The organism is Allobosea rubneri, from assembly GCF_032464875.1.
Classification (GTDB): domain Bacteria; phylum Pseudomonadota; class Alphaproteobacteria; order Rhizobiales; family Beijerinckiaceae; genus Allobosea; species Allobosea rubneri.
On sequence record NZ_JAWDID010000045.1, the window covers coordinates 1 to 20900 of the forward strand.

Annotated in this window: 22 protein-coding genes; 12 read left to right on the plus strand and 10 right to left on the minus strand. The window is 67.5% G+C overall.

Annotated elements, in window-relative coordinates:
* The 7 genes from yidC to RKE40_RS22265 all read left to right on the plus strand — a co-directional run.
* Positions 1–1679 (plus strand): membrane protein insertase YidC (yidC, locus tag RKE40_RS22235; RefSeq protein WP_316020392.1); only part of this gene is annotated, 1679 nt, incomplete at its 5' end.
* 151 nt (positions 1680–1830) lie between these two features.
* Entirely contained in the window at positions 1831–2463 is a 633-nt protein-coding gene (locus RKE40_RS22240; protein WP_316020393.1) for a CatB-related O-acetyltransferase, read from the plus strand.
* 9 nt (positions 2464–2472) lie between these two features.
* Positions 2473–3138 carry a ribosome biogenesis GTP-binding protein YihA/YsxC gene (yihA, locus tag RKE40_RS22245; protein WP_316020394.1) on the plus strand — a complete coding sequence of 222 codons (666 nt, stop codon included), beginning with the start codon at positions 2473–2475 and terminating at the stop codon, positions 3136–3138.
* Positions 3139–3250: 112 nt separating this feature from the next.
* The gene (locus tag RKE40_RS22250) at positions 3251–4489 is read left to right on the plus strand and encodes an alpha/beta hydrolase family protein (RefSeq protein ID WP_316020395.1); all 1239 of its coding nucleotides are present in this window, start codon (positions 3251–3253) and stop codon (positions 4487–4489) included.
* Between the two features lie 117 nt (positions 4490–4606).
* Positions 4607–4978, plus strand: a complete 372-nt coding sequence (locus RKE40_RS22255; RefSeq protein WP_316020396.1) for a DUF423 domain-containing protein — start codon at positions 4607–4609, stop codon at positions 4976–4978.
* An 86-nt stretch (positions 4979–5064) separates the two neighbouring features.
* Entirely contained in the window at positions 5065–5961 is an 897-nt protein-coding gene (gene argB, locus RKE40_RS22260) for an acetylglutamate kinase (protein ID WP_316020397.1), read from the plus strand.
* A 172-nt stretch (positions 5962–6133) separates the two neighbouring features.
* A complete protein-coding gene (locus RKE40_RS22265; protein ID WP_316020398.1) occupies positions 6134–6898 on the plus strand; it encodes a pyrimidine 5'-nucleotidase in 765 nt (254 codons plus the stop codon).
* On the opposite strand, the gene RKE40_RS22270 is transcribed toward RKE40_RS22265, so the two are convergent.
* Together RKE40_RS22270 and RKE40_RS22275 are read right to left on the minus strand one after the other, a co-directional pair.
* A complete protein-coding gene (locus RKE40_RS22270) occupies positions 6889–8223 on the minus strand; it encodes an 8-oxoguanine deaminase (RefSeq protein WP_316020399.1) in 1335 nt (444 codons plus the stop codon). The genes RKE40_RS22265 and RKE40_RS22270 overlap by 10 nt on opposite strands.
* A gap of 96 nt (positions 8224–8319) precedes the next feature.
* Positions 8320–8610, minus strand: coding sequence for a hypothetical protein (locus RKE40_RS22275; protein ID WP_316020400.1), 291 nt, complete (start codon positions 8608–8610; stop codon positions 8320–8322).
* 126 nt (positions 8611–8736) lie between these two features.
* Here RKE40_RS22275 and dapD point away from each other — a divergent pair, with 126 nt between their 5' ends.
* Positions 8737–9579: a 2,3,4,5-tetrahydropyridine-2,6-dicarboxylate N-succinyltransferase gene (gene dapD, locus RKE40_RS22280; RefSeq protein WP_316020401.1), complete on the plus strand. Its 843-nt coding sequence runs from the start codon at positions 8737–8739 to the stop codon at positions 9577–9579.
* A 230-nt stretch (positions 9580–9809) separates the two neighbouring features.
* On the opposite strand, the gene RKE40_RS22285 is transcribed toward dapD, so the two are convergent.
* The gene (locus tag RKE40_RS22285) at positions 9810–10361 is read right to left on the minus strand and encodes a DUF1269 domain-containing protein (RefSeq protein WP_316020402.1); all 552 of its coding nucleotides are present in this window, start codon (positions 10359–10361) and stop codon (positions 9810–9812) included.
* 126 nt (positions 10362–10487) lie between these two features.
* The gene (locus RKE40_RS22290) at positions 10488–11981 is read right to left on the minus strand and encodes an MDR family MFS transporter (RefSeq protein WP_316020435.1); all 1494 of its coding nucleotides are present in this window, start codon (positions 11979–11981) and stop codon (positions 10488–10490) included.
* Positions 11982–12156: 175 nt separating this feature from the next.
* Here RKE40_RS22290 and RKE40_RS22295 point away from each other — a divergent pair, with 175 nt between their 5' ends.
* The gene (locus RKE40_RS22295) at positions 12157–12534 is read left to right on the plus strand and encodes a hypothetical protein (protein ID WP_316020403.1); all 378 of its coding nucleotides are present in this window, start codon (positions 12157–12159) and stop codon (positions 12532–12534) included.
* Positions 12535–12642: 108 nt separating this feature from the next.
* On the opposite strand, the gene RKE40_RS22300 is transcribed toward RKE40_RS22295, so the two are convergent.
* The 4 genes from RKE40_RS22300 to RKE40_RS22315 form a co-directional block, all read right to left on the minus strand.
* Positions 12643–13131, minus strand: a complete 489-nt coding sequence (locus RKE40_RS22300; RefSeq protein ID WP_316020404.1) for a GlcG/HbpS family heme-binding protein — start codon at positions 13129–13131, stop codon at positions 12643–12645.
* A gap of 103 nt (positions 13132–13234) precedes the next feature.
* Positions 13235–13843 (minus strand): response regulator transcription factor, encoded by a 609-nt coding sequence (locus RKE40_RS22305; RefSeq protein WP_316020405.1) that lies wholly within the window; start codon positions 13841–13843, stop codon positions 13235–13237.
* Positions 13840–15351, minus strand: coding sequence for a sensor histidine kinase (locus tag RKE40_RS22310; protein WP_316020406.1), 1512 nt, complete (start codon positions 15349–15351; stop codon positions 13840–13842). Before RKE40_RS22310 ends, RKE40_RS22305 begins: the two co-directional genes overlap by 4 nt.
* 98 nt (positions 15352–15449) lie before the next feature.
* Positions 15450–16391 carry an HWE histidine kinase domain-containing protein gene (locus RKE40_RS22315; RefSeq protein ID WP_316020407.1) on the minus strand — a complete coding sequence of 314 codons (942 nt, stop codon included), beginning with the start codon at positions 16389–16391 and terminating at the stop codon, positions 15450–15452.
* A 205-nt stretch (positions 16392–16596) separates the two neighbouring features.
* On the opposite strand from RKE40_RS22315, the gene RKE40_RS22320 reads away from it, so the two are divergent.
* Together RKE40_RS22320 and glpD are read left to right on the plus strand one after the other, a co-directional pair.
* A complete protein-coding gene (locus RKE40_RS22320; RefSeq protein ID WP_316020408.1) occupies positions 16597–17379 on the plus strand; it encodes a DeoR/GlpR family DNA-binding transcription regulator in 783 nt (260 codons plus the stop codon).
* A gap of 166 nt (positions 17380–17545) precedes the next feature.
* Positions 17546–19099, plus strand: coding sequence for a glycerol-3-phosphate dehydrogenase (glpD, locus tag RKE40_RS22325; protein ID WP_316020409.1), 1554 nt, complete (start codon positions 17546–17548; stop codon positions 19097–19099).
* 23 nt (positions 19100–19122) lie between these two features.
* On the opposite strand, the gene RKE40_RS22330 is transcribed toward glpD, so the two are convergent.
* Together RKE40_RS22330 and RKE40_RS22335 are read right to left on the minus strand one after the other, a co-directional pair.
* Positions 19123–19530, minus strand: a complete 408-nt coding sequence (locus RKE40_RS22330; RefSeq protein ID WP_316020410.1) for a VOC family protein — start codon at positions 19528–19530, stop codon at positions 19123–19125.
* 58 nt (positions 19531–19588) lie between these two features.
* Positions 19589–20035, minus strand: a complete 447-nt coding sequence (locus tag RKE40_RS22335; protein ID WP_316020411.1) for a MarR family winged helix-turn-helix transcriptional regulator — start codon at positions 20033–20035, stop codon at positions 19589–19591.
* 85 nt (positions 20036–20120) lie between these two features.
* On the opposite strand from RKE40_RS22335, the gene RKE40_RS22340 reads away from it, so the two are divergent.
* Positions 20121–20855 carry a DUF899 domain-containing protein gene (locus tag RKE40_RS22340; RefSeq protein ID WP_316020412.1) on the plus strand — a complete coding sequence of 245 codons (735 nt, stop codon included), beginning with the start codon at positions 20121–20123 and terminating at the stop codon, positions 20853–20855.
* The last annotated feature ends 45 nt before the right edge of the window (positions 20856–20900 follow it).

Here is a 20900-nt window from a genome sequence, read left to right on the forward strand (position 1 = left end):
CTCACGGGTCGCGAGCGCAGCCCGCCGCGGCCGATGCGCTCGCGACCCGTGAGGCCGCGCTCGCCGCTGGCCCGCGCATCCGCATCGAAACGCCGAAGATCGCCGGCTCGCTCTCGCTGACCGGCGCGCGCATCGACGACGTTTCGCTCAAGGCCTATCACGAGACGGTCGACCCGAAGAGCCCAATCATCGTGCTGCTCTCGCCGGCCGGCGGCCCGAACGCCTATTATTCCGATTTCGGCTGGGTCGCGGGGCCGGGCGTCAACGTTCCCCTGCCGAACGCCTCCACCGTCTGGACCGCCGACAGCCAGGTCCTGACCCCGGCCAAGCCGGTGACGCTGACCTGGGACAACGGCCAGGGCCTGCTGTTCCGCCGCATCATCTCGGTCGATGACAACGCCTTGTTCTCGATCCGTGACGAGGTCGACAACAAGGGCACGACCCCCGTCTCGCTCTACCCCTATGGCCAGGTCGTCCGCGTCGGAAAGCCGGCGACGCTCGGCTACTACGTGTTGCACGAGGGCATGATCGGCGCGCTCGGCGAGCAGGGTCTGCAGGAATACACCTACGACGCCATCGACAAGGAGCCGGCGCTCGGCGCGGCGACGCATGGCAAGGCCTGGAAGGACGCCGTCGGCGGCTTCGTCGGCATCACCGACAAGTACTGGGCCGCGGCTGCGATTCCCGACCAGACCAAGAAGTACGAGGGCCGCTACTCGTCGGTGCAGACCGGTCCGGTGCGCACCTATCAGGCCGACTTCCTCGGCGAGGCGGTCACGATCGCGCCGGGGGCTTCGGCCACCGCCTCTTCGCGCCTGTTCGCCGGCGCCAAGGAAGTCGCGGCGATCGACGGCTACGAGAAGAATCAGGGCATCAAGCGCTTCGAGCTGATGATCGACTGGGGATGGTTCTACTTCATCACCAAGCCGATGTTCTACCTGATGGACTGGGTCTACAAGCATGTCGGCAATTTCGGCATCGCGATCCTGGTCGTCACCGTCCTGCTGAAGCTGCTGTTCTTCCCGCTCGCCAACAAGTCTTACGCCTCGATGGCGAAGATGAAGGCGGTGCAGCCGGAAATGATGGCCATCCGCGAGCGCTATGCTGACGACAAGATGAAGCAGCAGCAGGCGCTGATGGAGCTGTACAAGACCAACAAGATCAACCCGCTCGCCGGCTGCTGGCCGGTGCTGGTCCAGATCCCGGTCTTCTTCGCGCTCTACAAGATCCTGTTCATCACCATCGAGATGCGGCACGCGCCGTTCTATGGCTGGATCAAGGACCTTGCCGCGCCGGATCCGACCAATCTCTTCAATCTGTTCGGCCTGCTGCCGTTCACGCCGCCCGCCATGCTCCATCTCGGCATCTGGCCGATCCTGATGGGCGTGACGATGTTCGTGCAGATGAAGATGAACCCGGAACCGCCGGATCCGGTCCAGAAGATGATGTTCACCTGGATGCCGGTGTTCTTCACCTTCCTGCTCGGTTCGTTCCCGGCCGGCCTGGTGATCTACTGGACCTGGAACAACCTTCTCTCGATCCTCCAGCAGGGTTTCATCATGCGCAAGCACGGCGTGAAGATCGAGCTCTGGGACAACCTGAAGGGCATGTTCGGCAAGAAGCCGGCGGCCGCTGCCGCGGCGGGCGTGCCGAAGCCGGCGAACAGCAACAAGAAGTGAGGATGGCGGGGGCGTCTCGCCTCCGGCTTCCGAAAACCTCATCCCGGGCGGCGCGAGCCGACCCGGGATGTGTGCTTTAAGAGCCCCGAGAAACGCGGAGCGAAGGCCCGGTCGGCATTCCACCTGCGGCCGGGCCGACGAGGAGACCGGCATGCCCCTTCCCGATCCGCTGACGCGTCATCCGATTCCCGGCTGGAAGGGCACTGCCTTTCTGAAGGCGATCGTCGACCATCCGCTCGTCGAGGTCGGCGACTACTCCTATTATGACGACTCGCGTGGCCCCGAGCATTTCCTCGCCCGCTGCGTGCGCTACCATTTCGACCTCATCGGCGACCGGCTGATCATCGGCAGGTTCGTCGCCATCGCGCAGGCGGCGCAGTTCATCATGAATGGCGCCAATCATCCGATGGGCGGATTCTCGACCTTTCCCTTCCAGATGTTCGGTTTCGAGGGGGCACCCGCGATGACGCCGGAGGGCCTCGGCCATCGCGGCGATACCGTGATCGGCAACGATGTCTGGATCGGCCGCGAGGCGGTGATCATGCCCGGCGTCACCATCGGCGACGGCGCGATCATCGGGACCCGGGCGCAGGTCTCGCGCGACGTGCCCCCCTACGCCGTCGTGGTCGGCAATCCCGGCAAGGTGGTGAAGCTGCGCTTCCCGCCGGAGGTCGTTTCGGCCCTGCTCGCGATTCGCTGGTGGGACTGGGATGGCGACAAGATCTCCCGCAACCTGACTTTGATCGCAGGCGCGGACATCGACGCGCTGCGACAGGCCGTGTAGGCAAGGCAGATGACCGCAAGCACCACCACACCCTATGATGCCGACGAGATCGAGGCGGCCCGCAAGCTTTTCGAGGGGCCCTGGGATTTCGTCTGGGCCTCGACCAAGATCGATGACCTGCCGCCCATGGTCGGCCAGGAGATCGCCTTCGCCGGGCGCTCCAATGTCGGCAAGTCGAGCCTGATCAATGCGCTGACGCGGCGCAATGCGCTCGCCCGCACCTCGCATACGCCGGGCCGCACCCAGCAGCTCAACTTCTTCCGCCAGGTCGACCATGACGAGCGCCTGACCATCGTCGACATGCCGGGCTACGGCTATGCCGCCGTCGGCAAGGAGAAGGTCGCGGCCTGGACGAAGCTGATCCACGACTATCTGCGCGGCCGCTCGAACCTGATGCGCGTCTATGTGCTGATCGACGCCCGCCACGGCATCAAGGAAGTCGACAGCGCGGTGCTGGAGACGCTCGACAAGGCGGCGGTCAGCTATCAGGTCGTTCTGACCAAGGGCGACGCCATCAAGCAGTCCGACCAGACCTTCATGGCTGAGGCGACCTTCGACGAGATCAAGCGCCGCCCGGCCGCCTTCCCCGAGGTCCTGGTGACCTCGAGCGAGAAGGGCCTAGGCATCCCCGAACTGCGCGCCGCGATCGCGCGAGTGCTGGCGGAGCGCAGCTAGCTGGCCCGGCGGATCATCAAATCTTTACGCGCTGGCGCACAGAGTGCCGCCACTGCGACGAAGCTCCGCCCTGCGGCCGCCCGAGCCCTGCGTCGCCCGACGGGGGAGTTCGATGCACAAGCTGATACGTCTGCTGGGCCTCTGCGGCCTGCTGCTGGCCGCCGCCGCCGCCGGCTCGCCGCTGCAGGCGCAGAGCCCGGCGCCCTCTCGGGCGCAGGAAGCCGGGTGGACCCGTATCGCCGGCGGCGTCGAGTATCAGCTGCTGGGGCGCTGGGATGTCGAGAAACTCGACAGGATCCTGACCACCGACACTCCGGTCTTCGCTGGCATTCCCGTCTCCTATAGTGCCGCCCGCAACGCGATCAGGCTCTACCGGGTCCGCTACGCCTCGGTCATCCCCGAGCGCGGCAACCGGCCGACCCTGGCGAGCGGCCTCGTCGCCGTTCCCGACACCAGCGCGACGAGCTTTCCGCTGGTCTCCTATCAGCACGGCACAGTCTACGGAAAGCAGCAGGTTCCCTCGGTGCCGGAGCAGTCGCCCGAGACGCAGCTCATGCTCGCCCAGTTCGCCGGCCAGGGTTATGTCGTGATCGGGGCCGACTATTTCGGCCTCGGCGATTCGACCGAGCCGGAAGGCTACATGGTCAAGGCCAGCCACCAGCAGGCCACGCATGACATGCTCGAGGCCAGTCGCACCGTGCTGGCGGAGCTGAAGATCGCTACCCCCGAGCTTTTCCTCGCCGGCTGGTCGCAAGGCGGCTTCGTCACCATGGCGATGCTTGAGAGGCTTGAGGCGGTCGGCCAGCCGGTCAAGGCTGCGGTCACGGCGAGTGCGCCCGTGGACGTCTTCGCGGCCCTGAACGGCTTCCTGAATTATCCGCGCGAGATCGACGCCTCCTGGGTGACGAGCCTGTTCATCCTGTCCTCGTTCTCCTTCGAGAACTACTACGGCGTGCCAGGCTTGGCTCGCTCGCTGCTGAACGACGCCTACTACGATGTCTCCCGCAAAGCCTATGAGCGCCAGCCTTTCGATGCCGCGCAGGTGCCGACGGATCTGCGCAAGCTGATTCGCGCCGAGTATTTCGACCCGCAGTTCTTCGCGAACTCGGCCTATGGCCGCCTCGTCGCTACGACGCAGGCCTATCGCTGGGTCGTAGGAACCCCGGTACGCAACTTCTACGGCGAGGCCGACGAGGCGATCCGGACCGAACTCGGCCAGTTGGCGATGAGGTATCAGCAGGCACTCGGCAACAAGCACGTCGAGGCGGTCTCGACCGGCGCGACCAGTCATCGCGGCACCTTCGCCAAGGCGGTGCCGCAATGGAAGGCCTGGTTCGACGCCCAGCGATGAGGCGGGCTTCCCCGCTTCATCGCGCCGCGGCCGCGGAGCTTGACGCTGGCCCGGCCGCGTCGTCTTTGGCGCCCGCAGATGCCTCGCGCCGGCCCTGGTGCGCTGCCGGAGCCCGTCATGATCACCGCCACCCGCATCCATCTCACCATCGCCATGCTGATGGGGCTGTTCGGCGTCACCCTGCTCGCCGCCGCGACCCATGCGGGTGCTGCCGACACGCTCCAGATCGCCGGTCAGATGCTGCTCTTCCACGCCTCGGCCGCGATCGGGGCCTGCGTCGCGCGTCGTGCCGGCCTGCTCGCCGATATCGGGGCGCGCCTCGCGATCTCGCTGCTGATCGTCGGCGTCGCTCTGTTCGCCGCCGATCTCGCCATGCGCGGCTTCCATGGCGCGCGCCTGTTCATGGGCGCCGCCCCAGCCGGCGGCTTCATGATGCTCGGCGGCTGGCTCGGGCTCGCCGGCTCGGCACTGTTCGCAAGGCGGGTCTGAGCCGCGCCGCCGCGCTTTCGCCGCGGCGCGTCTTCGGCTAGAAGGCGGCCCGGCGCGGATCGGGCGCGCCTTCGCGGAGCCTGCCGATGAACGCCCCTCACAACCTCACGCCCTCGCAAGCCGCCGATCTTCTGGTGCAGGCGCTGCCGCATATGCAGCGCTACGACCAGGAGGTGATCGTGATCAAATATGGCGGCAACGCCATGGGCGACGCCGCCACCGCGGAGGATTTCGCCGAGGACGTGGTGCTGCTCGAGCAATCCGGCCTGAAGCCGGTGGTCTGCCATGGCGGCGGGCCGCAGATCGCCCGCATGCTCGACAAGCTCGGCCTCAAATCCGAGTTCAAGCAGGGCCTGCGCGTCACCGACGCGGCGACGGTCGACGTCGTCGAGATGGTCCTGGCCGGCTCGGTCAACAAGGAGATCGTCGGCTATATCTCGCGCGAGGGCGGCAAGGCGATCGGGCTTTGCGGCAAGGACGGCAATATGGTCCTGGCCAAAAAGGCGACGCGCACCATCGTCGATCCCGATTCGAAGATCGAGCAGATTCTCGACCTCGGCTTCGTCGGCGAGCCGGACAAGGTCGACACCACCGTGCTCAAGGCGATCCTCAAGGAAGAGCTGATCCCGGTGCTGGCGCCGGTCTGCGCCGCCGCGGACGGCCAGACCTACAATGTCAATGCCGACACCTTTGCGGGTGCGATCGCGGGCGCGCTGAATGCCAAGCGTCTGCTGCTTTTGACAGACGTGCCGGGCGTCCTCGACAAGGACAAGAACCTGATTCCGGAGCTGACCGTCGAGCAGTGCCGGCGCCTGATCGCCGACGGGACCATCTCCGGCGGCATGATCCCGAAGATCGAGACCTGCATCTACGCGCTGGAAAAGGGCGTCGAGGCCGTGGTCATCCTCGACGGAAAGGTGCCGCATGCCGCCCTGATCGAGCTCTTCACCGACACCGGCTCGGGCACGATCATCAGGAAGTGAAGGGGCGCTGCGCCGGTCGGGCTCGTGGAGGCGCATCGGCGCGCCTCCTACCCCTCACCCGTTCGGGCGAGGGCGCTCCGCTGGCGCCCCCTCGCAATGAGGACCTCGTGATCGCAAGGACTTTGCAAGAACCTTGTATGTCATGCTGGCGCGTCCCACATGACATGATCCAATGAACCACAACGCAAAAATCATCAGCGCCCTGCCGCTCCTGCCCCAGCTCGACGCCTTCGGCCATGTCGACCACTGGATCTTCGATCTCGACAACACGCTCTATTCGCACGAGGCGAAGGTCTGGCCGCAGGTCGACGAGCGCATCACGCTCTTCCTCGCCGAGTTGTTCGGCCTCGACGGCATGTCGTCGCGGGCGCTGCAGAAATACTACTACCAGCGCTATGGCACGACGCTGAAGGGGCTGATGGAGGAGTACGGCATCGATCCCGCCGATTTCCTCGACTTCGCCCACGAGATCGACCTGACCCTGCTCGATCCCAACCCCGCTCTTGGGGCGGCGATCGCGGCGCTGCCCGGCCGCAAGCTGATCCTGACCAACGGCTCGCGCGGCCATGCCGAGAACGTCGCCGGCAAGCTCGGCATCCTCCAGCATTTCGAGGACATCTTCGACATCGTCAACGCTGGTTTCACGCCGAAGCCCGAGCGCGCGACCTACGAGAATTTCCTGACCAAGCACGGCGTCGATCCCGCCCGCGCGGCGATGTTCGAGGACATCGAGAAGAATCTGATCGTCCCGAGCGCGCTCGGCATGAAGACGGTGCTGATCGTGCCGCGCACGCCCGATCCCTTCCGCGAGGCCTGGGAACAGGCGGCGGTCGAGGCCGGCCATGTGCATTTCGTCACCGACGACCTGACCGGCTTCCTGGGGCCGCTGACGCGGGCGGTTCCTCTTGCCGCCGAGATCGACTTGCCTCAGGCGTAGCGGCGCGACGCGAGCCCGTGCGACCGGCGCAGGCCGGTGAGGTCGAGCCCCGGAATTTCGCCGTCGATCACCCGCCAGCGGCCGCCTACCAGCACCCGGTCGGCCCGGCTGGCGCCGCACAGCACCAGCGCCGCGATCGGGTCATGCGCGCCCGAGAAGCGCAGCTCGTCGAGCTTGTAGAGCGCGAGGTCGCCCTGCATCCCCGGCGCGATCCTGCCGATATCCTCGCGGCCGAGGCAGCGCGCCGAGCCCTCCGTCGCCCAGCGTATCGTGTCGCGCGCCGTCACCGCGCTGGCGCTCTTGTAGTGCAGCCGGTTGAGCAGCAGCGCGTGGCGCAGCTCTTCCATCAGGTTTGAGCCGTCATTGGAGGCCGAGCCGTCGACGCCGAGGCCGAGCGGGGCGCCGGCCGCCTCGAGCTCGCGGGTCTTGCAGAAGCCGGAGGCCAGTACCCCGTTCGAGGTCGGGCAATGGCAGACGCCGACACCGGCCTTCCCCAGCCGCTCGCATTCCTCGCAGGAGAAATGAATGCCGTGCGCCAGCCAGGTCTTCGGCCGCATCCAGCCGGCTTCCTCGAGCAGGTCGAGTGGGCGCTTGCCATAGACGTCCTGGCAATAGGCGTCCTCATCCTCGGTCTCGGCAAGATGGGTGTGCAGCGGCGCATCGAAGCGCGCCGCGAGCTCGGCCGATTTCGCCATCAGAGACGGCGTCACCGAGAAGGGCGAGCAGGGCGCGAGCGCGATCTGCACCATGCTGCCGGGAGAAGGGTCGTGGAACAGCTTCAGCACGCGCTCGCTGTCGACGAGGATCGTCTCCTCGTCCTGGACGACCTCGTCCGGCGGCAGACCGCCATCCTTCTGCGACAGGTTCATCGAGCCGCGCGAGATGGTGACCCGGATGCCGAGCGCGCGGGCTTCCTCGACAGCGATGTCGACGGCGTTCTCCAGCCCTTCGGGGTAGAGATAGTGGTGGTCGGCCACGGTCGTGCAGCCGGACAGGAGCAGCTCGACCAGCGCCGCCCGCACCGCGATGCGCAGATCCTCCGGCCGCAGCCGCGCCCAGAGCGGATAGAGCGCCTTGAGCCAGGGAAAGAGCTCGCGGTCGATCGCCGCCGGATGGGCGCGCGTCAACGTCTGGTAGAAATGGTGATGGGTGTTGACGAGCCCCGGCAGCACGACATGGTCCGAGGCGTCGAAGCTCTCGGTCACCGGCAGCGAGGGGAAGCCGCCAAGCGTGACCAGCTCGACGATGACGCCGTCCTCGATCACCACCCCGCCGCCGGCGTTTTCAGCGAGAATGGCGAGCGGGTTTCTGATCCAGAGGCGCATGATGAGTCCGGGTATAAAGGCGGCGATTCAGTCAATTGTCCCGCATAGGCGGGGCATTGGTCGAAGGCCAGCCCGGGGTACTCATTTCGCGGTGGGTCAATCGTCCCAGAACGGGCCGCTCTTGCAGCGATAGCCGATGAAGCACTGCGGCGTGTCGCGTGCCGGCACCCAGGCTGGATCGGCATATTCGTCGAACTGGCAGAAGCCGCGATGGGCGACGAAACGGTCATAGGTATAGCCGCCGGTGCCGAGCACGATCGCGCCATTGGCGCGCACGGTCTGCTGGTTGGCGGCGCAACTGCGCGACAGCGTCGACGGTCGGCCCTGGGCAAGGCTCGCTCCGGTGAAGGCGAGCATCAGGACGAGGGACAGGGCAATCCGTTTCATCGGGTTTTTCCGCGTGGCAAGCCTTTCCATCATAACACGTCTCGCCGGCCGGCGTTCCCCAGCCTTGACGTTGCCCCCCGCATCGGCCATCGCTCCGGGCGACCTCATGACTGCCGGAGCTGTCTCATGTCGCTGACCGATCTCGCCGCCACCATCGATGCCGCCTGGGAGAACCGGGCCGAGATCGGCATCTCGACCAAAGGCGCCGTGCGCGAGGCCGTCGATCAGGCGATCGAGATGCTCGATGCCGGTCAGGCCCGCGTCGCCGAGAAGATCGACGGCGAGTGGGTGACGCATCAGTGGCTGAAGAAGGCCGTGCTGCTCTCCTTCCGCCTGACCGACAACAAGATCATGGCGCACGGCCCGGGCGAGGGCGTGTTCTGGGACAAGGTGCCGTCGAAGTTCGAGGGCTGGGGCGAGAACCGCTTCCGGGCCGCCGGCTTCCGCGTCGTGCCGCCGGCCGCGGCGCGCAAGGGCTCCTTCCTGGCGCCGAACGTCATCCTGATGCCGTCCTTCGTCAATATCGGCGCCTATGTCGATTCCGGCACCATGGTCGACACCTGGGCGACGGTCGGCTCCTGCGCCCAGATCGGCAAGAACGTCCACCTCTCGGGCGGTGTCGGCATCGGCGGCGTGCTCGAGCCGCTGCAGGCCAACCCGACGATCATCGAGGATAATTGCTTCATCGGCGCCCGTTCCGAGGTGGTCGAGGGCGTCGTCGTCGGCGAAGGCTCGGTGCTCTCCATGGGCGTGTTCATCTCGGCCTCGACCAAGATCGTCGACCGCGCGACCGGCCAGGTCCATATCGGCAAGGTGCCGCCCTATTCGGTGGTGGTCTCCGGCTCGCTGCCGGGCAAGCCGATGAATGACGGCACGCCCGGCCCCTCGCTCTACTGCGCGGTGATCGTCAAGACGGTCGATGCCCAGACCCGGTCGAAGACCGGCATCAACGACCTGCTGCGGGACTGATCGCACCGGGCGGAAGATGCCGAGAGGGTCCGCAGCGCTCCGCGTGCGGGCCTTCTCGTCCTCGTCGCCCTCGGCCGGGGTGGACGATTGCCCTCACCGGGGGCAAGGCTCCAGGCGGAGTCGAGGTGCAACGGTCGGGCGACGCGAAACGCCGTCATTCCGGATTTGCACTGCTGCGCGGCTCGCCGGAATGACGGGTTCTTCAGCTTGTCCGAGGACGAGCGAGTGCCTCAGGCGGCCGGGGCAGGGTTCGTGGTCGCCTCAGGGCCGGGGCCGGTCGGCAGCGGCTGGGCGGCCGGGGAGGCGGCGAGCGCATCGCGCAGGGCCTGTTCGCGGGTATGGTCGAGCGAGGTCTTCAGCACGACGCCGCCGGTCCCCTTGATCGCTTCGAGCACCTTGTCGCCGGTCATCTTCTGGATCAGCACGAACAGCGCCGCATTGCCGGGCTGCAGGCTCCCCGAGAGCTCCTTCATGAAGTTGTCGTTGACGCCGTAATCGGAGAGAGCGCCGCCGAGCGCGCCCGAGGCGGCACCGATCGCCGCGCCGAACACCGGCATCAGGAAGATCGCGCCGATCAGCAAGCCCCAGAAGCCGCCGGATGCGGCACCGAGCGCCGTGGTGTTGAGCAGCTGGTTGAGCTTGATCTTGCCGCCCTCATGCATCACGGCGATCGCCGCGTCGCTGATCTGGATCAGGTATTCCTTCTGCAGCCCGAAGAGCTTCTGGCGCATTTCCTCGGCCTTGGCCTCGGTCGGATAGACGATGACGACGAGATCAGACATGGGGGAACTCCTAGTAAGGCGGGAATGCCAAGCTGACGATAACTTGTGACAGGCTTGCGGCGAAAGCCATGATTCAAATCAAGGCAGGTAGCGCTCGCACCTCTGCTTGGCGCCGGGAATCCGCGCTTACTCGGCCGTCAATTCCTTGGCAGTCTCCTTCGCCGCGCCGCGCAGCGGCAGCTCCTTCATTCTCGCGAGGAACAGCAGCGAGAGTGCGAAGCCGACGAAGGTCGCGGCGAAGACATAGGTGAACAGCCGGACCATGATCTCCCGGTCGACCGCGCCGGCCTTGAGCGTCTCGGCCGAGAGCCCGGCGCCGCTCGCCCCCATGCCGCCGAGCACGATCGCGCCGAACACGGCGACGATCAGCGCTCCGCCGATCTGCCGGAAGAAGTTGGCGGTTGCCGTCGCAGTGCCGAGCTGGTGCATCGCGACGGCGTTCTGGATCGCGACGGTCGCGACCGGCAGCAGCGTGCCGAAGCCGAGGCTGATGACCGCGAGCACGGCGCCGAAAGGCACGAGCGGCAGGCGACCGGAGAAGATGGCGAGCGCCGCCGTGCCGATGAGAGCCACGACAAGGCCCGCCAGTGGCACGCGCTTGTAGTGCGTCAGCTTGGTCATCGCCCGGCCGGAGGCGGTCGCGCCGATGACCGTGCCGCAGGTCAGCGGGATCAGGCCGAGCCCGGAATGGGCCGCGGACAGGCCGGCGACGGTCTCGAAATAGAGCGGCAGATAGATCGTCAGCCCGATGAAGGTCCCCATGCCGAAGCCGGCGGCGATGGTGCCGTCGCGCACCACCGGATTGGCGAGGATGGCGAGCGGGATCAGCGGCTCGGCCGCGACCCGCAGCCGCCAGGCGAAGCAGAGCCAGAGCCCGAGCGAGAGCAGAACCAGCCCGAGGATCTGCAACGAGAACCACGGATAGAGCACGCCACCCCAGGACAAGGCGAGCAGCAGGGTCATGGTCGCGCTGGTCATCAGCAGGGCGCCGAGCACGTCGAGCTGATGCGGCCGCTCATGGCGCGGCAGCCGGCGCAGCGCCTTGTCGGTCATCCAGTAGGCGGCGAGCCCGAGCGGCAGGTTGATCCAGAAGATCACCGACCAGTGCAGGGCCTCCGAGATTACGCCACCGAGCACCGGCCCGAGCAGCGAGGAGGAGAAGAACACGCTGGCGATGTAGACCTGATACTTCCCGCGTTCCTTCGGCGGCACCATGTCGCCGATGATCGTCTGGGCCAGCGCGATCAGCCCGCCGCCGCCGAGGCCCTGGATGAAGCGGGAAACCACGAGCAACCAGATCGAGGAGGAGAGCGCGCAGGCCACCGAGCCGACGATGAAGATCACGATGCCGCCGAGCAGCGTCACCCGCCGGCCATGGATGTCGGCGAGCTTGCCGTAGAGCGGGGTCACCGCCGTCGAGGCCAGCAGATAAGAGGTCACCACCCAGGGCAGATGGGTAACGTCGCCGAGCTCGCGCCCGATCGTCGGCATCGCGGTCGCGACGATGGTCTGGTCGAGCGCCGCCAGGAACATGGCGAGCATGATGCCGATCAGGATCGAGCGGATATCGGCATGGCTGAGCGCAGCCGCCGGCGCCTCGGTCTCGACCCGCTTGTCCATCGGCACTGCGCCCGTCCTGTGAATTGGGAATGGCGGACCTTAATGCGCTGTCAGGCCATGCGCCATGCGCGGGCGCGCAGGGCCGATCGGCGTTGCGATCACGCTGCCGTTGCGGAGGCCTTCAGGCAATGCACAATATCGGCAGGCGCGGTACGGCGCCGGGGAGGGGGCTGCGATGCGGGCGGTGTTGCTGCCGATAGTCGTGCTGCTCGGCGCGGCGCCGGCCTTCGGGCTCGAGCTCGAAGGCCGCTATGGTTTTGCCGGAGAGTGGGCGGTCTCCGCGACGCTGACGGAGGGCACGGTCCCGGGCCTCTGGCGCAAACGCGAATTCGCCGGGCCGGTGCAGCTGAAGCACCTCGCCATCTGCGGGCCGGGAGACGTGTCCGAGAAGACCGGTACGCTCCGCCTGAGCCGCACTGGCGCGCGCTATCTCGCGAAGCTGGTCGTCGGCGAGGACAGTTGCGAAGCCAGCGGTGTGCTCAACGAGGACGGGGTCGCCTTCGCCGATTGCGGGAAGAGCGGCAAGATTCCGCTGAGGCTCTGGTCGAAATGAGGCTGTCGTCCTTGCGTTGCGCCGTCTTCGAGCCGGGTCGCTGACAAAGCTCGGCCGCGCCGCCGCGATGGACGGTGGCGCGGCCGGATCAGACACCGGTTCGTCGGCTCACTTCAGCTTGGCCGCGATCGCCTGGAGGCCGGCATTGGCGCATTCCTCGTCGAGGTGGCCGCCTGGGGCGCCGCCAACGCCGACCGCGCCGACGACGTCATCGCCGACCTTGACCGGCACGCCGCCGCCGAGCAGCAGGAAGCCGGAGATGTGCACGAGATTGCGCGCGCCGGCATTGTTGGCGGCGGCTTCCGCCATCGCGCCGGTGTTCGAGCGGGCCGAGGCGGAGGTGAAGGCCTTGGCGCGGCTGGCTTCGAGGGTGTGCGGGCCGGCGCGGTCGGCGCGGACCATGGCGCGCACGACGCCCTGGCGGTCGACCACGGTCGCGGTGACATTGAAGTTCTTGGCGGCGCAGGCCGCGACGGTCGCCTGGGCAAGCTCGACGGCGAGGGCGGAGGGCAGGACTCGCTCCTGCGGCACCTGCGCCTGGGCGAGGGCCGGCAGGGCGACGGTGGCGGAAATCAGGACGAGACGGGCGAAGGACATGGCGAACTCCTCTGACGGCCACCGAGGGTGGCGGCGTGAGAGGAGAATGGCGAAGCCGCCCCGCCGCGTGCATCCGGGTGATCGACGCGCGGCATCGGTAGTTCTACCGATCGGCACCCTGCAGGTGCAGCCGCACCATCTCCGCGAGCGAGCTGGTTTCGAGCTTCTCGGCGAGGTGGGCGCGATGCGTGTCGACGGTCCGCGGCGAGATGCCGAGCAGGCGCGCCGCCTCCTTGCTCGAATGGCCCTCGGCGATCAGGGCGAGGATTTCCCGTTCGCGCTCCGAGAGCCGCTGCAGCCGCTGCCGTGAGGATGAGGCATCCGCTTCCGACGCGAGCATCGCCTCCAGCCGGGCGAGCGCCGCCTGGACCGTGTCGATCAGGACCTGCTCGTCGATCGGCTTGGTCAGGAAATCGGCCGCGCCATTGCGGAAGGCGGCGCGACAGGCCTCGACATCGCCATGACCGGTGATCACGATCACCGGCCAGCAGCAGCGGCTCGCCGCCAGGCGCTCCTGCAGCTTCAGCCCGGTCAGGCGCGGCATCCGGATATCGGTGACGATGCAGCCGGGCGGCAGTCCGGGCAGCGCGTCCAGGAAAGCGAGGCCATCCTGATAGCCCCTGACGTCGACGCCTACCGTGCGCAGCAGGAAGCTGAGCGCCTCCCGCACCTCCCAGTCGTCGTCGATCAGGTGGACAAGGCGCAGGCTCATTCGGCGGCCTCGCGGCGGATTGCTTCGGCCGCCAAAGGCAGGTGGAAGCTGAACACGGCGCCGCCGACGGCGGCGTTCCTGCCCTCAAGCGTTCCGCCGAAGCGCTCGATCAGCCGGTTGCAGAGCGCAAGGCCGAGTCCGAGCCCTTCGGGCTTGGTGGTGAAGAAGGGTTCGAAAAGCCTGGCCTCCGCCTCCGACGAGAGGCCGGGGCCGGTGTCGGCGACGCTGAGCAAGGCCTCTGCTCCTTGCATCGCCACGGCAATCGTGACGATCCGTTCGCTCTTGGCCTCCGCGACCGCGTCGAGCGCGTTGCGGCCGAGATTGAAGACGACCTGTTCGAGCTGGACCCGGTCGGCTCGGACCAGTGGCCGGCTGCCATCGCTCTCGACCTTGAGCGAGGTGCCGTCCGGCAAGGCTCCGGTCGTCAGCAGATGGGCAACCTCGCGAGCGAGTTCGGCGAGATCGACGATTTCGAGATCGGGCTCGGACTTGCTGATCCAGGCCCTGAGCCGGCCGAGGATTTCGCCGGCCCGCTTGGCGTTGCGCGCAATCGCGTCGAGGGCGGGCGCGAGCGTGGCGGGCTCCATGCCGGGACGTTGTACGAGGCGCTGGCCGGCCTGGGCATGGCTGAGGATCGCGGTCAGCGGCTGCGTCAGCTCATGGGCGATGCCCGAGGCGAGCTCGCCCATGGCGTTGACCCGGCCGGCATGGGCGAGCCTTGCATCCTGGGCGGCCAGGGCGGCCTTGCGCGCGGCGTCATTGGCCTTGGACCGGGCGTCGAGCAATCTTTCGATCAGCACTCCGCCGAGCGCTGTGAGCAGCGCTGCGAGCAGCAGGAAACCCAAAGGCGGAACCGGCCAGCGCGGTGCGGTCGAGGCGAGGTCGAGGCGCAAGGGCTGGGTGCGGCTGGCGATTTCGGCGCTGAACGCGCTGGCCTTGTTCCCGGCCGGAGGCGGCTCGCTGGCGAGCCGCAGAGTTGCCGTCGCACCCTCGGGCAAGGCGACGTCGCTGGCCGACAGCCGGGCGATGTCGACGATCAGCGCGATTGCATAGTGCCCGACACCGTCGGTCAGGGCGCGCTTGACGAGGAGCAGCTTCGACCCGTCGTCGATGGCGCGGGTCCGGACGCTGGCGCCGGAGGCCTGTGCCGCCTCGGCCGCGACGATGGCCGGGTCGCTGGCGTCGAGCAGGGAAGCCGGCGGCGTGGCGGCGAGATCGATCACGTCGATCCCGACGATGCGCGGGTAGAAGCGCGTAATGCTGGCTGCGACCTGCTCGACCGTTGCGATCGGTGCGGGGTCGGCGGCCTGGACCAGAGCGGAGAGGCTGGTCAGATGCGCGTCGTGCTGGTCGGCCCGCTGCGAGATCAGGCGGTGCAGCGTCTGGCCCGCGCTGGCGAGTTCAGCTGCAGCCTGACGGCGCTGCAGTAGCGAATAGAGGACGCAGACGAGCCCGAGCACGGCGATGCCCGAGAGGAGAATGATGCTGCGCCGCCGCCGTCCCGTCATCCTGCTTTCGTCAGCCTCCATCCGGGTCCGCTCCCGGCAGGCCGAGGATAGCGATTTTCCGGCGGGGCTGCACGGGCCCGCTGGACGCGTTGACTAAGCTAGGTTTCCGCCAGACCCGAAAGCGGCGCGCGCAGCGACAAGACGATGCCGCCGGCCGCGTAGTCGGTCTGGGCCGTGCCGCCGAGATAGCTGCCGAGCGCCTTCTCGATCATCTGCGATCCGAAACCGCGCCGGGTCGGCGGCGTCACCAGCGGGCCGCCGCTCTCCTGCCAGCGAAACAGCATCTCCCCGGCCTCGATCTGCCAGACAACTTCGACGCGGCCGGCCTCATGGGACAGCGCGCCGTACTTGATGGCGTTGGTTCCGAGCTCATGGGTGGCCAGTGCCATGGCCAGGGCGCATTTCGGCGACAGCGCGACGGTCGGCCCTGCGATCGCTATGCGGGCGCCGAACCGATGGGGTGCCAGAACGACCTCGACCAGTTGCTTCAGGTCGGCGCCGTGCCGGCTCGCCGACAGCAGGAGGTCCTGCGCCGCGCCCAGCGCCTGCAGCCGGTCGAGCAGGCGGGGCTTGGCGGTCTCGATTGGCTCCTCGCGCTGGCGCAAGGTCTGGTTGACGATGCCCTGCACCATGGCGAGCAGGTTCTTGATGCGGTGGTTGAGCTCGCCGGCGAGCATGCGATAGCGCTCTTCGCTGGCCCTGAGTTCGGTGATGTCGCGAGAGACCGAGAGAATGGCCTCCGTCCGGCCGTCCGGCCCGATGATCGGCGAGACCTGCACGTCCCAGTAGCGGGGATTGCCGGCGGCGGTGTTGGCCGGGCCCTGGAAGCGGTAGCTCTTGCCGTCGCGCGCCGCGCCAATCGCGGCCCTGGCTTCCTCCGAGCCGGCATTGTCCCAGAAATCCGGCCAGGCGCAGCCACGGATCGCCTCGAAGTCCGTGACCTCCATGACGCGCTGGCCGCCTTCGCTCATGAAGGTGAGCCTGCCCTCGAGATCGAGCACCTTGATGCAGTCATCCGACGCCGCGAGCACCGCGCGCATGAGGCGCGCATCCTTGTCTACCTGTGTCGGCACGTGCGCGCTTTCGATCGCTGGGGCTGTTCTCGTCCAGTTCGACCGCTACAGCATTGCTTGTCAAACCAGCATGTCTTTTGACAGGTTTTCCCGTCTCGTCGTCGTCGGCGGGCGGCGATTGACGCGGGCGTCCGGTCCCGTCAGCTTGGCGCGATCCCGAAGGAGCCTCGCCATGGAAAGCCTGACGCCGCGCCAGCGCGAGATCGTGACGCTGGCGCGCAGCCAGGGCCGGGTCAGCGTCGAGGAACTGGCGGCGCGCTACGAGGTCAGCGTCCAGACCATCCGCAAGGACCTCAACCAGCTCTGCGAGCAGCGCGTGATGTCGCGCGTCCATGGCGGCGCGGTCGTCGCCTCCAGCGTCGAGAACCTTGCCTACGAGGCGCGCCGTTTCATCGCCGGCGAGGAGAAGGCGGCGATCGGCCGTGCCGCCGCGGCGCTGATCCCCAATGATGCCTCGCTCTTCATCAATATAGGCACCACCACGGAGGAGGTCGCCCGCGCGCTGACCGACCATCAGGGCCTGCTGGTGATCACCAACAATCTCCATGTCGCGACGCTGCTCTATCCGCATCCCCGCATCGAGGTGATCGTTGCGGGCGGCCCGGTGCGGCGCTCGGACGGCGGCGTCATCGGTGCGGCCGCGATCGACCTGATCCGCCAGTTCAAGGTCGACTATGCCGTGATCGGCACCTCGGCCATCGACGAGGAGGGCGCGCTGCTCGATTTCGACTATCGCGAGGTCAGGGTTTCGCAGGCGATCATCGAGAACGCCCGGCAGTGCCTGCTCGTCGCCGACAGCACCAAGTTCGAGCGCTCGGCTCCCGTCCGCATCGCCCATCTGCGCGATGTCGACGTGTTCGTCACCGACCGTCTGGAGGCCGAGCCGCTGCGCGAGCTCTGCCGCAGCGAGGGGGTCGAGCTGGTCGAAACCGCTGCGGAAGCCTCTCGCTCCTAACCGGTTCCGCGTCGCTTCGAACGGAGCGCGGCAGGGATGCGTCGGGCCGCGCCATAGGTGAGGTTGCGGCTGGAAGCGAAGTTGTATTAGCTTTCGTTTTTGATTTCGCTTTTGCGTTGCACGCAAGCAAAGCGCGCATTATCTATCCCGTTGCAGGCGGCGTCCGATGCTCCCTGCCGGGAGGGTAATCGTGTCGGCTCCGGTCTTCGATGTCGCCATCATCGGCGGTGGCGTGAATGGTTGCGGGATCGCCCGCGATGCCGCCGGCCGCGGCGCTTCCGTCATCCTGTTCGAGCAGGGCGACCTTGCCGGCGCCACCTCCTCGGCCTCGACCAAGCTGATCCATGGCGGCCTGCGCTATCTCGAGCATTACGAGTTCCGGCTGGTGCGCGAGGCGCTGACCGAGCGCGAGGTGATCTGGCGTGCCGCCCCGCATATCGTGCGCCCGCTGCGCTTCGTCCTGCCGCATCACGAGGGGTTGCGGCCTTGGTGGCTGCTGCGGCTCGGCCTCTTCCTCTACGACCATCTCGGCGGGCGAAAGCTCCTGCCGGCGACGCGTTCGCTCGACCTGCGCCGCGACGAGACCGGCGAGCCGTTGCAGCCGCGCTTCAGCCGCGGCTTCGAGTATTCCGATTGCTGGGTCGACGATGCGCGGCTCGTCGTGCTCAACGCCCGCGATGCGGCCGAGCGCGGCGCGCAGATCGTGACACGGACCAAGGTGGTCGGCGCGCGTCGCCAGGGCGATCACTGGCTGGTCGAAACCGAGGCTGCCGATGGCAGCAGGGCGCAGACGGCGGCCCGGACCCTGGTCAATGCGGCCGGGCCCTGGGTGGCCGAGGTGCTGAACGGCATCGCGCCGAGCGAGCAGCCGGCCGCCGTCAGGCTGGTCCAGGGCAGCCACATCGTCGTGCCACGCCTGTTCGAGCATGACCGCTGCTACATCTTCCAGAATGCCGATGGCCGCATCATCTTCGCGATCCCCTATGAGGGCGATCTGACGCTGATCGGCACCACCGACAGGGATTACCGGGCCGATCCGGCCAAGGTCGCGGCCAGCGAGGAGGAGATCGCCTATCTCTGCTCCGCGGCCAGCGAGTACTTCCGCAAGCAGATCCGGCGCGAGGACGTGGTCTGGACCTATTCCGGCGTACGGCCGCTCTACGATGACGGCGCCAGCAAGGCCCAGGAGGCGACGCGCGATTATGTGCTGAAGCTCGACGAGCCGGCGGGCTCGGCGCCGCTGCTCTCGGTCTTCGGCGGCAAGATCACGACCTCGCGCCGCCTTGCCGAGGCCGCGGTCGAGAAGCTCGCAGCCGCCGTGCCGGCGCTTCGCGCCGCGCCCTGGACGGCCGGGGCGCCGCTTCCCGGCGGCGATTTCCCGGTCCAGGGCTTCGAGGCGCTGGTCGAGCGGATCTGCACGGCGCGGCCCTGGCTCGACCGGGCGCTGGCACGCCGCCTGGCGCGTGCCTATGGCACCCGCGCAGAGCGTCTGCTGGAAGGCGCGGCGTCGATGGCCGATCTCGGCCGGAACTTCGGCGCCGACCTGACGGAGCGCGAGGTTAGCTGGCTGATGGCGCAGGAATGGGCGGTGACCGCCGAGGACGTGCTTTTCCGGCGTAGCAAGCTCGGCCTGCGTCTCTCGGCCGAACAGCGTCAGGCGCTCGACGACCATATGGCAGCGCAGCGCGCCGGCGCGCCGGCTCTGGCCGCACAGGGCTGACGCCGGCCGTCTCCATCGGAGCTCTACTGGGCCTTTGCCGCCGCCGGGTCCATCCAGAACGCCTCCCAGACGTGGCCGTCGAGATCTCGGAAGGCGCGGCCATACATGAAGCCGTGATCCTGGGGCTCGCTGAAGGTGCTGCCGCCAGCCGCGAGGGCGGCCGCGACGATGGCGTCGACCGCCGCGCGATCGTCGCGCGACAGCGCGATCAGCACCTCGGTCGTCTTCTCGGTATCGGCGATCGGCTTCGGCGAGAAGCCGGCGAATTTCTCATGGGTCAGCAGCATCGCGAAGATGGTGTCGCTGATCACCATGCAGGCGCCGGTCTCGTCGGAGAATTGCGGGTTGAATGAGAAGCCCAGCGCCTTGAAGAAGTCCATCGACTTGGCGAGGTCCTTCACCGGCAGGTTGACGAAGATCATCTGAGGCATCGCGTTCTCCTTCGAGGGCGTCCTTGCGAGGGCATGGAGCAGGGCGGGGATGGCGTGGTCATGACAGGGCGCGCAGCGTCTGCCTGAGCCGTTCCGGTTCGGCCTCGCCGAGGCGTTTGTCGACCGCGTCATGCGTGCTTCGCCAGATCGGCACGGCTTCCGCCAGCAACGCAATTCCCTCGGGCGTAATTGCCAGCAGCCGGCTGCGGCGGTCCTTATCGCCGGGAGAGACGGAGACGAGGCCGCGCCGCTCAAGCGGCTTCAGCGCTGCGGTCAGGGTCGTGCGGTCCATGCCGAGCAGCTTCGCAACCGGGGCGATGCTCGGCGGCTCCGGCCGGTTGAGGGACATCAGCAGCGAGAACTGTTGATTGGTCAGCCCCAGAGGCCGCAGCGCCTCGTCGAACAGCCGGGCCAGGGCGCGGGCGGCGCGCTGCAGGTGCAGGCAAAGGCAGTGGTCGCGCACATGCAGCGTGGCCGCGAAGGGGACCGGCGATTCTGCTGGCATGAGGGCTGATTTTGACATGACTGAATTATGTTGATATCAACTATTAAAGTCAAGAACAGGGGCGCAGCGCTGAAGGGAGAAAACCATGCAGCATCATCAGCTTGCCTCTAAGGCCGAGTGGCTCGAAGCCCGCCGCGCGCTTCTGAAGCGTGAGAAGGAGTTCACCCGGCTGCGCGATGCGATCAATGCCGAGCGCCTGGCTCTGCCCTGGGTCGAGGTCGAGAAGGACTACGTCTTCGATACGCCTTCCGGACGGCGCAGCCTTGCGGAGCTCTTCGACGGCCGCAGCCAGCTCATGATCTACCATTTCATGTTCGGGCCGGACTGGGAGGCGGGCTGCCCGGGTTGTTCCTTCATGGCCGATCATTTCGACGGGACCTTGCCGCATCTCAACAACCATGACGTCACGCTGGTCGCGGTGTCGCGGGCGCCGCTCGCCAAGATCGAGGCCTACAGGAAGCGGATGGGCTGGAGCTTCCCCTGGGTCTCATCCTTCGGCAGCGACTTCAATTCCGATTTCCACGTCTCCTTCACCAAGGAGGAGCTGGCGAGTGGCAAGGTCGAATACAATTTCACGCAGACGCCGTCGGAGCAGGCCTTCGACGAGCTGCCGGGGATGAGCGCCTTCAGTCGCGACGAGCAGGGGCGGGTCTTCCACACCTACTCCTCCTATGCCCGCGGCGGCGAGGAACTGCTTTCGACGCTGATGATTCTCGACCGCGCGCCCAGGGGCCGCAACGAGACGTCGACGCTCAGCTTCGTCAAGCGCCATGACGAGTACGAGGAGCCGGCACGGGCCCACGCTTGCTGCGCCGCCTGAGGCGGCGAGCCACGGAACGCGCGCATAGGGTTGGCAGGGTGTCCG

Excerpts from the sequence above, each read along its gene's own strand:
- argB (WP_316020397.1), top strand. The coding sequence starts at position 5,065 with ATGAACGCCCCTCACAACCTCACGCCCTCGCAAGCCGCCGATCTTCTG.
- dapD (WP_316020401.1), top strand. The coding sequence starts at position 8,737 with ATGTCGCTGACCGATCTCGCCGCCACCATCGATGCCGCCTGGGAGAAC.
- RKE40_RS22310 (WP_316020406.1), bottom strand. The coding sequence starts at position 15,351 with ATGACGGGACGGCGGCGGCGCAGCATCATTCTCCTCTCGGGCATCGCC.
- RKE40_RS22300 (WP_316020404.1), bottom strand. The coding sequence starts at position 13,131 with ATGTCCTTCGCCCGTCTCGTCCTGATTTCCGCCACCGTCGCCCTGCCG.
- RKE40_RS22335 (WP_316020411.1), bottom strand. The coding sequence starts at position 20,035 with ATGCCAGCAGAATCGCCGGTCCCCTTCGCGGCCACGCTGCATGTGCGC.
- RKE40_RS22315 (WP_316020407.1), bottom strand. The coding sequence starts at position 16,391 with ATGCGCGCGGTGCTCGCGGCGTCGGATGACTGCATCAAGGTGCTCGAT.
- RKE40_RS22340 (WP_316020412.1), top strand. The coding sequence starts at position 20,121 with ATGCAGCATCATCAGCTTGCCTCTAAGGCCGAGTGGCTCGAAGCCCGC.
- RKE40_RS22240 (WP_316020393.1), top strand. The coding sequence starts at position 1,831 with ATGCCCCTTCCCGATCCGCTGACGCGTCATCCGATTCCCGGCTGGAAG.
- RKE40_RS22270 (WP_316020399.1), bottom strand. The coding sequence starts at position 8,223 with ATGCGCCTCTGGATCAGAAACCCGCTCGCCATTCTCGCTGAAAACGCC.
- yihA (WP_316020394.1), top strand. The coding sequence starts at position 2,473 with ATGACCGCAAGCACCACCACACCCTATGATGCCGACGAGATCGAGGCG.
- RKE40_RS22285 (WP_316020402.1), bottom strand. The coding sequence starts at position 10,361 with ATGTCTGATCTCGTCGTCATCGTCTATCCGACCGAGGCCAAGGCCGAG.
- RKE40_RS22250 (WP_316020395.1), top strand. The coding sequence starts at position 3,251 with ATGCACAAGCTGATACGTCTGCTGGGCCTCTGCGGCCTGCTGCTGGCC.
- glpD (WP_316020409.1), top strand. The coding sequence starts at position 17,546 with ATGCTCCCTGCCGGGAGGGTAATCGTGTCGGCTCCGGTCTTCGATGTC.
- RKE40_RS22255 (WP_316020396.1), top strand. The coding sequence starts at position 4,607 with ATGATCACCGCCACCCGCATCCATCTCACCATCGCCATGCTGATGGGG.
- RKE40_RS22275 (WP_316020400.1), bottom strand. The coding sequence starts at position 8,610 with ATGAAACGGATTGCCCTGTCCCTCGTCCTGATGCTCGCCTTCACCGGA.
- RKE40_RS22330 (WP_316020410.1), bottom strand. The coding sequence starts at position 19,530 with ATGCCTCAGATGATCTTCGTCAACCTGCCGGTGAAGGACCTCGCCAAG.
- RKE40_RS22320 (WP_316020408.1), top strand. The coding sequence starts at position 16,597 with ATGGAAAGCCTGACGCCGCGCCAGCGCGAGATCGTGACGCTGGCGCGC.
- RKE40_RS22265 (WP_316020398.1), top strand. The coding sequence starts at position 6,134 with ATGAACCACAACGCAAAAATCATCAGCGCCCTGCCGCTCCTGCCCCAG.
- RKE40_RS22295 (WP_316020403.1), top strand. The coding sequence starts at position 12,157 with ATGCGGGCGGTGTTGCTGCCGATAGTCGTGCTGCTCGGCGCGGCGCCG.
- RKE40_RS22305 (WP_316020405.1), bottom strand. The coding sequence starts at position 13,843 with ATGAGCCTGCGCCTTGTCCACCTGATCGACGACGACTGGGAGGTGCGG.
- RKE40_RS22290 (WP_316020435.1), bottom strand. The coding sequence starts at position 11,981 with ATGGACAAGCGGGTCGAGACCGAGGCGCCGGCGGCTGCGCTCAGCCAT.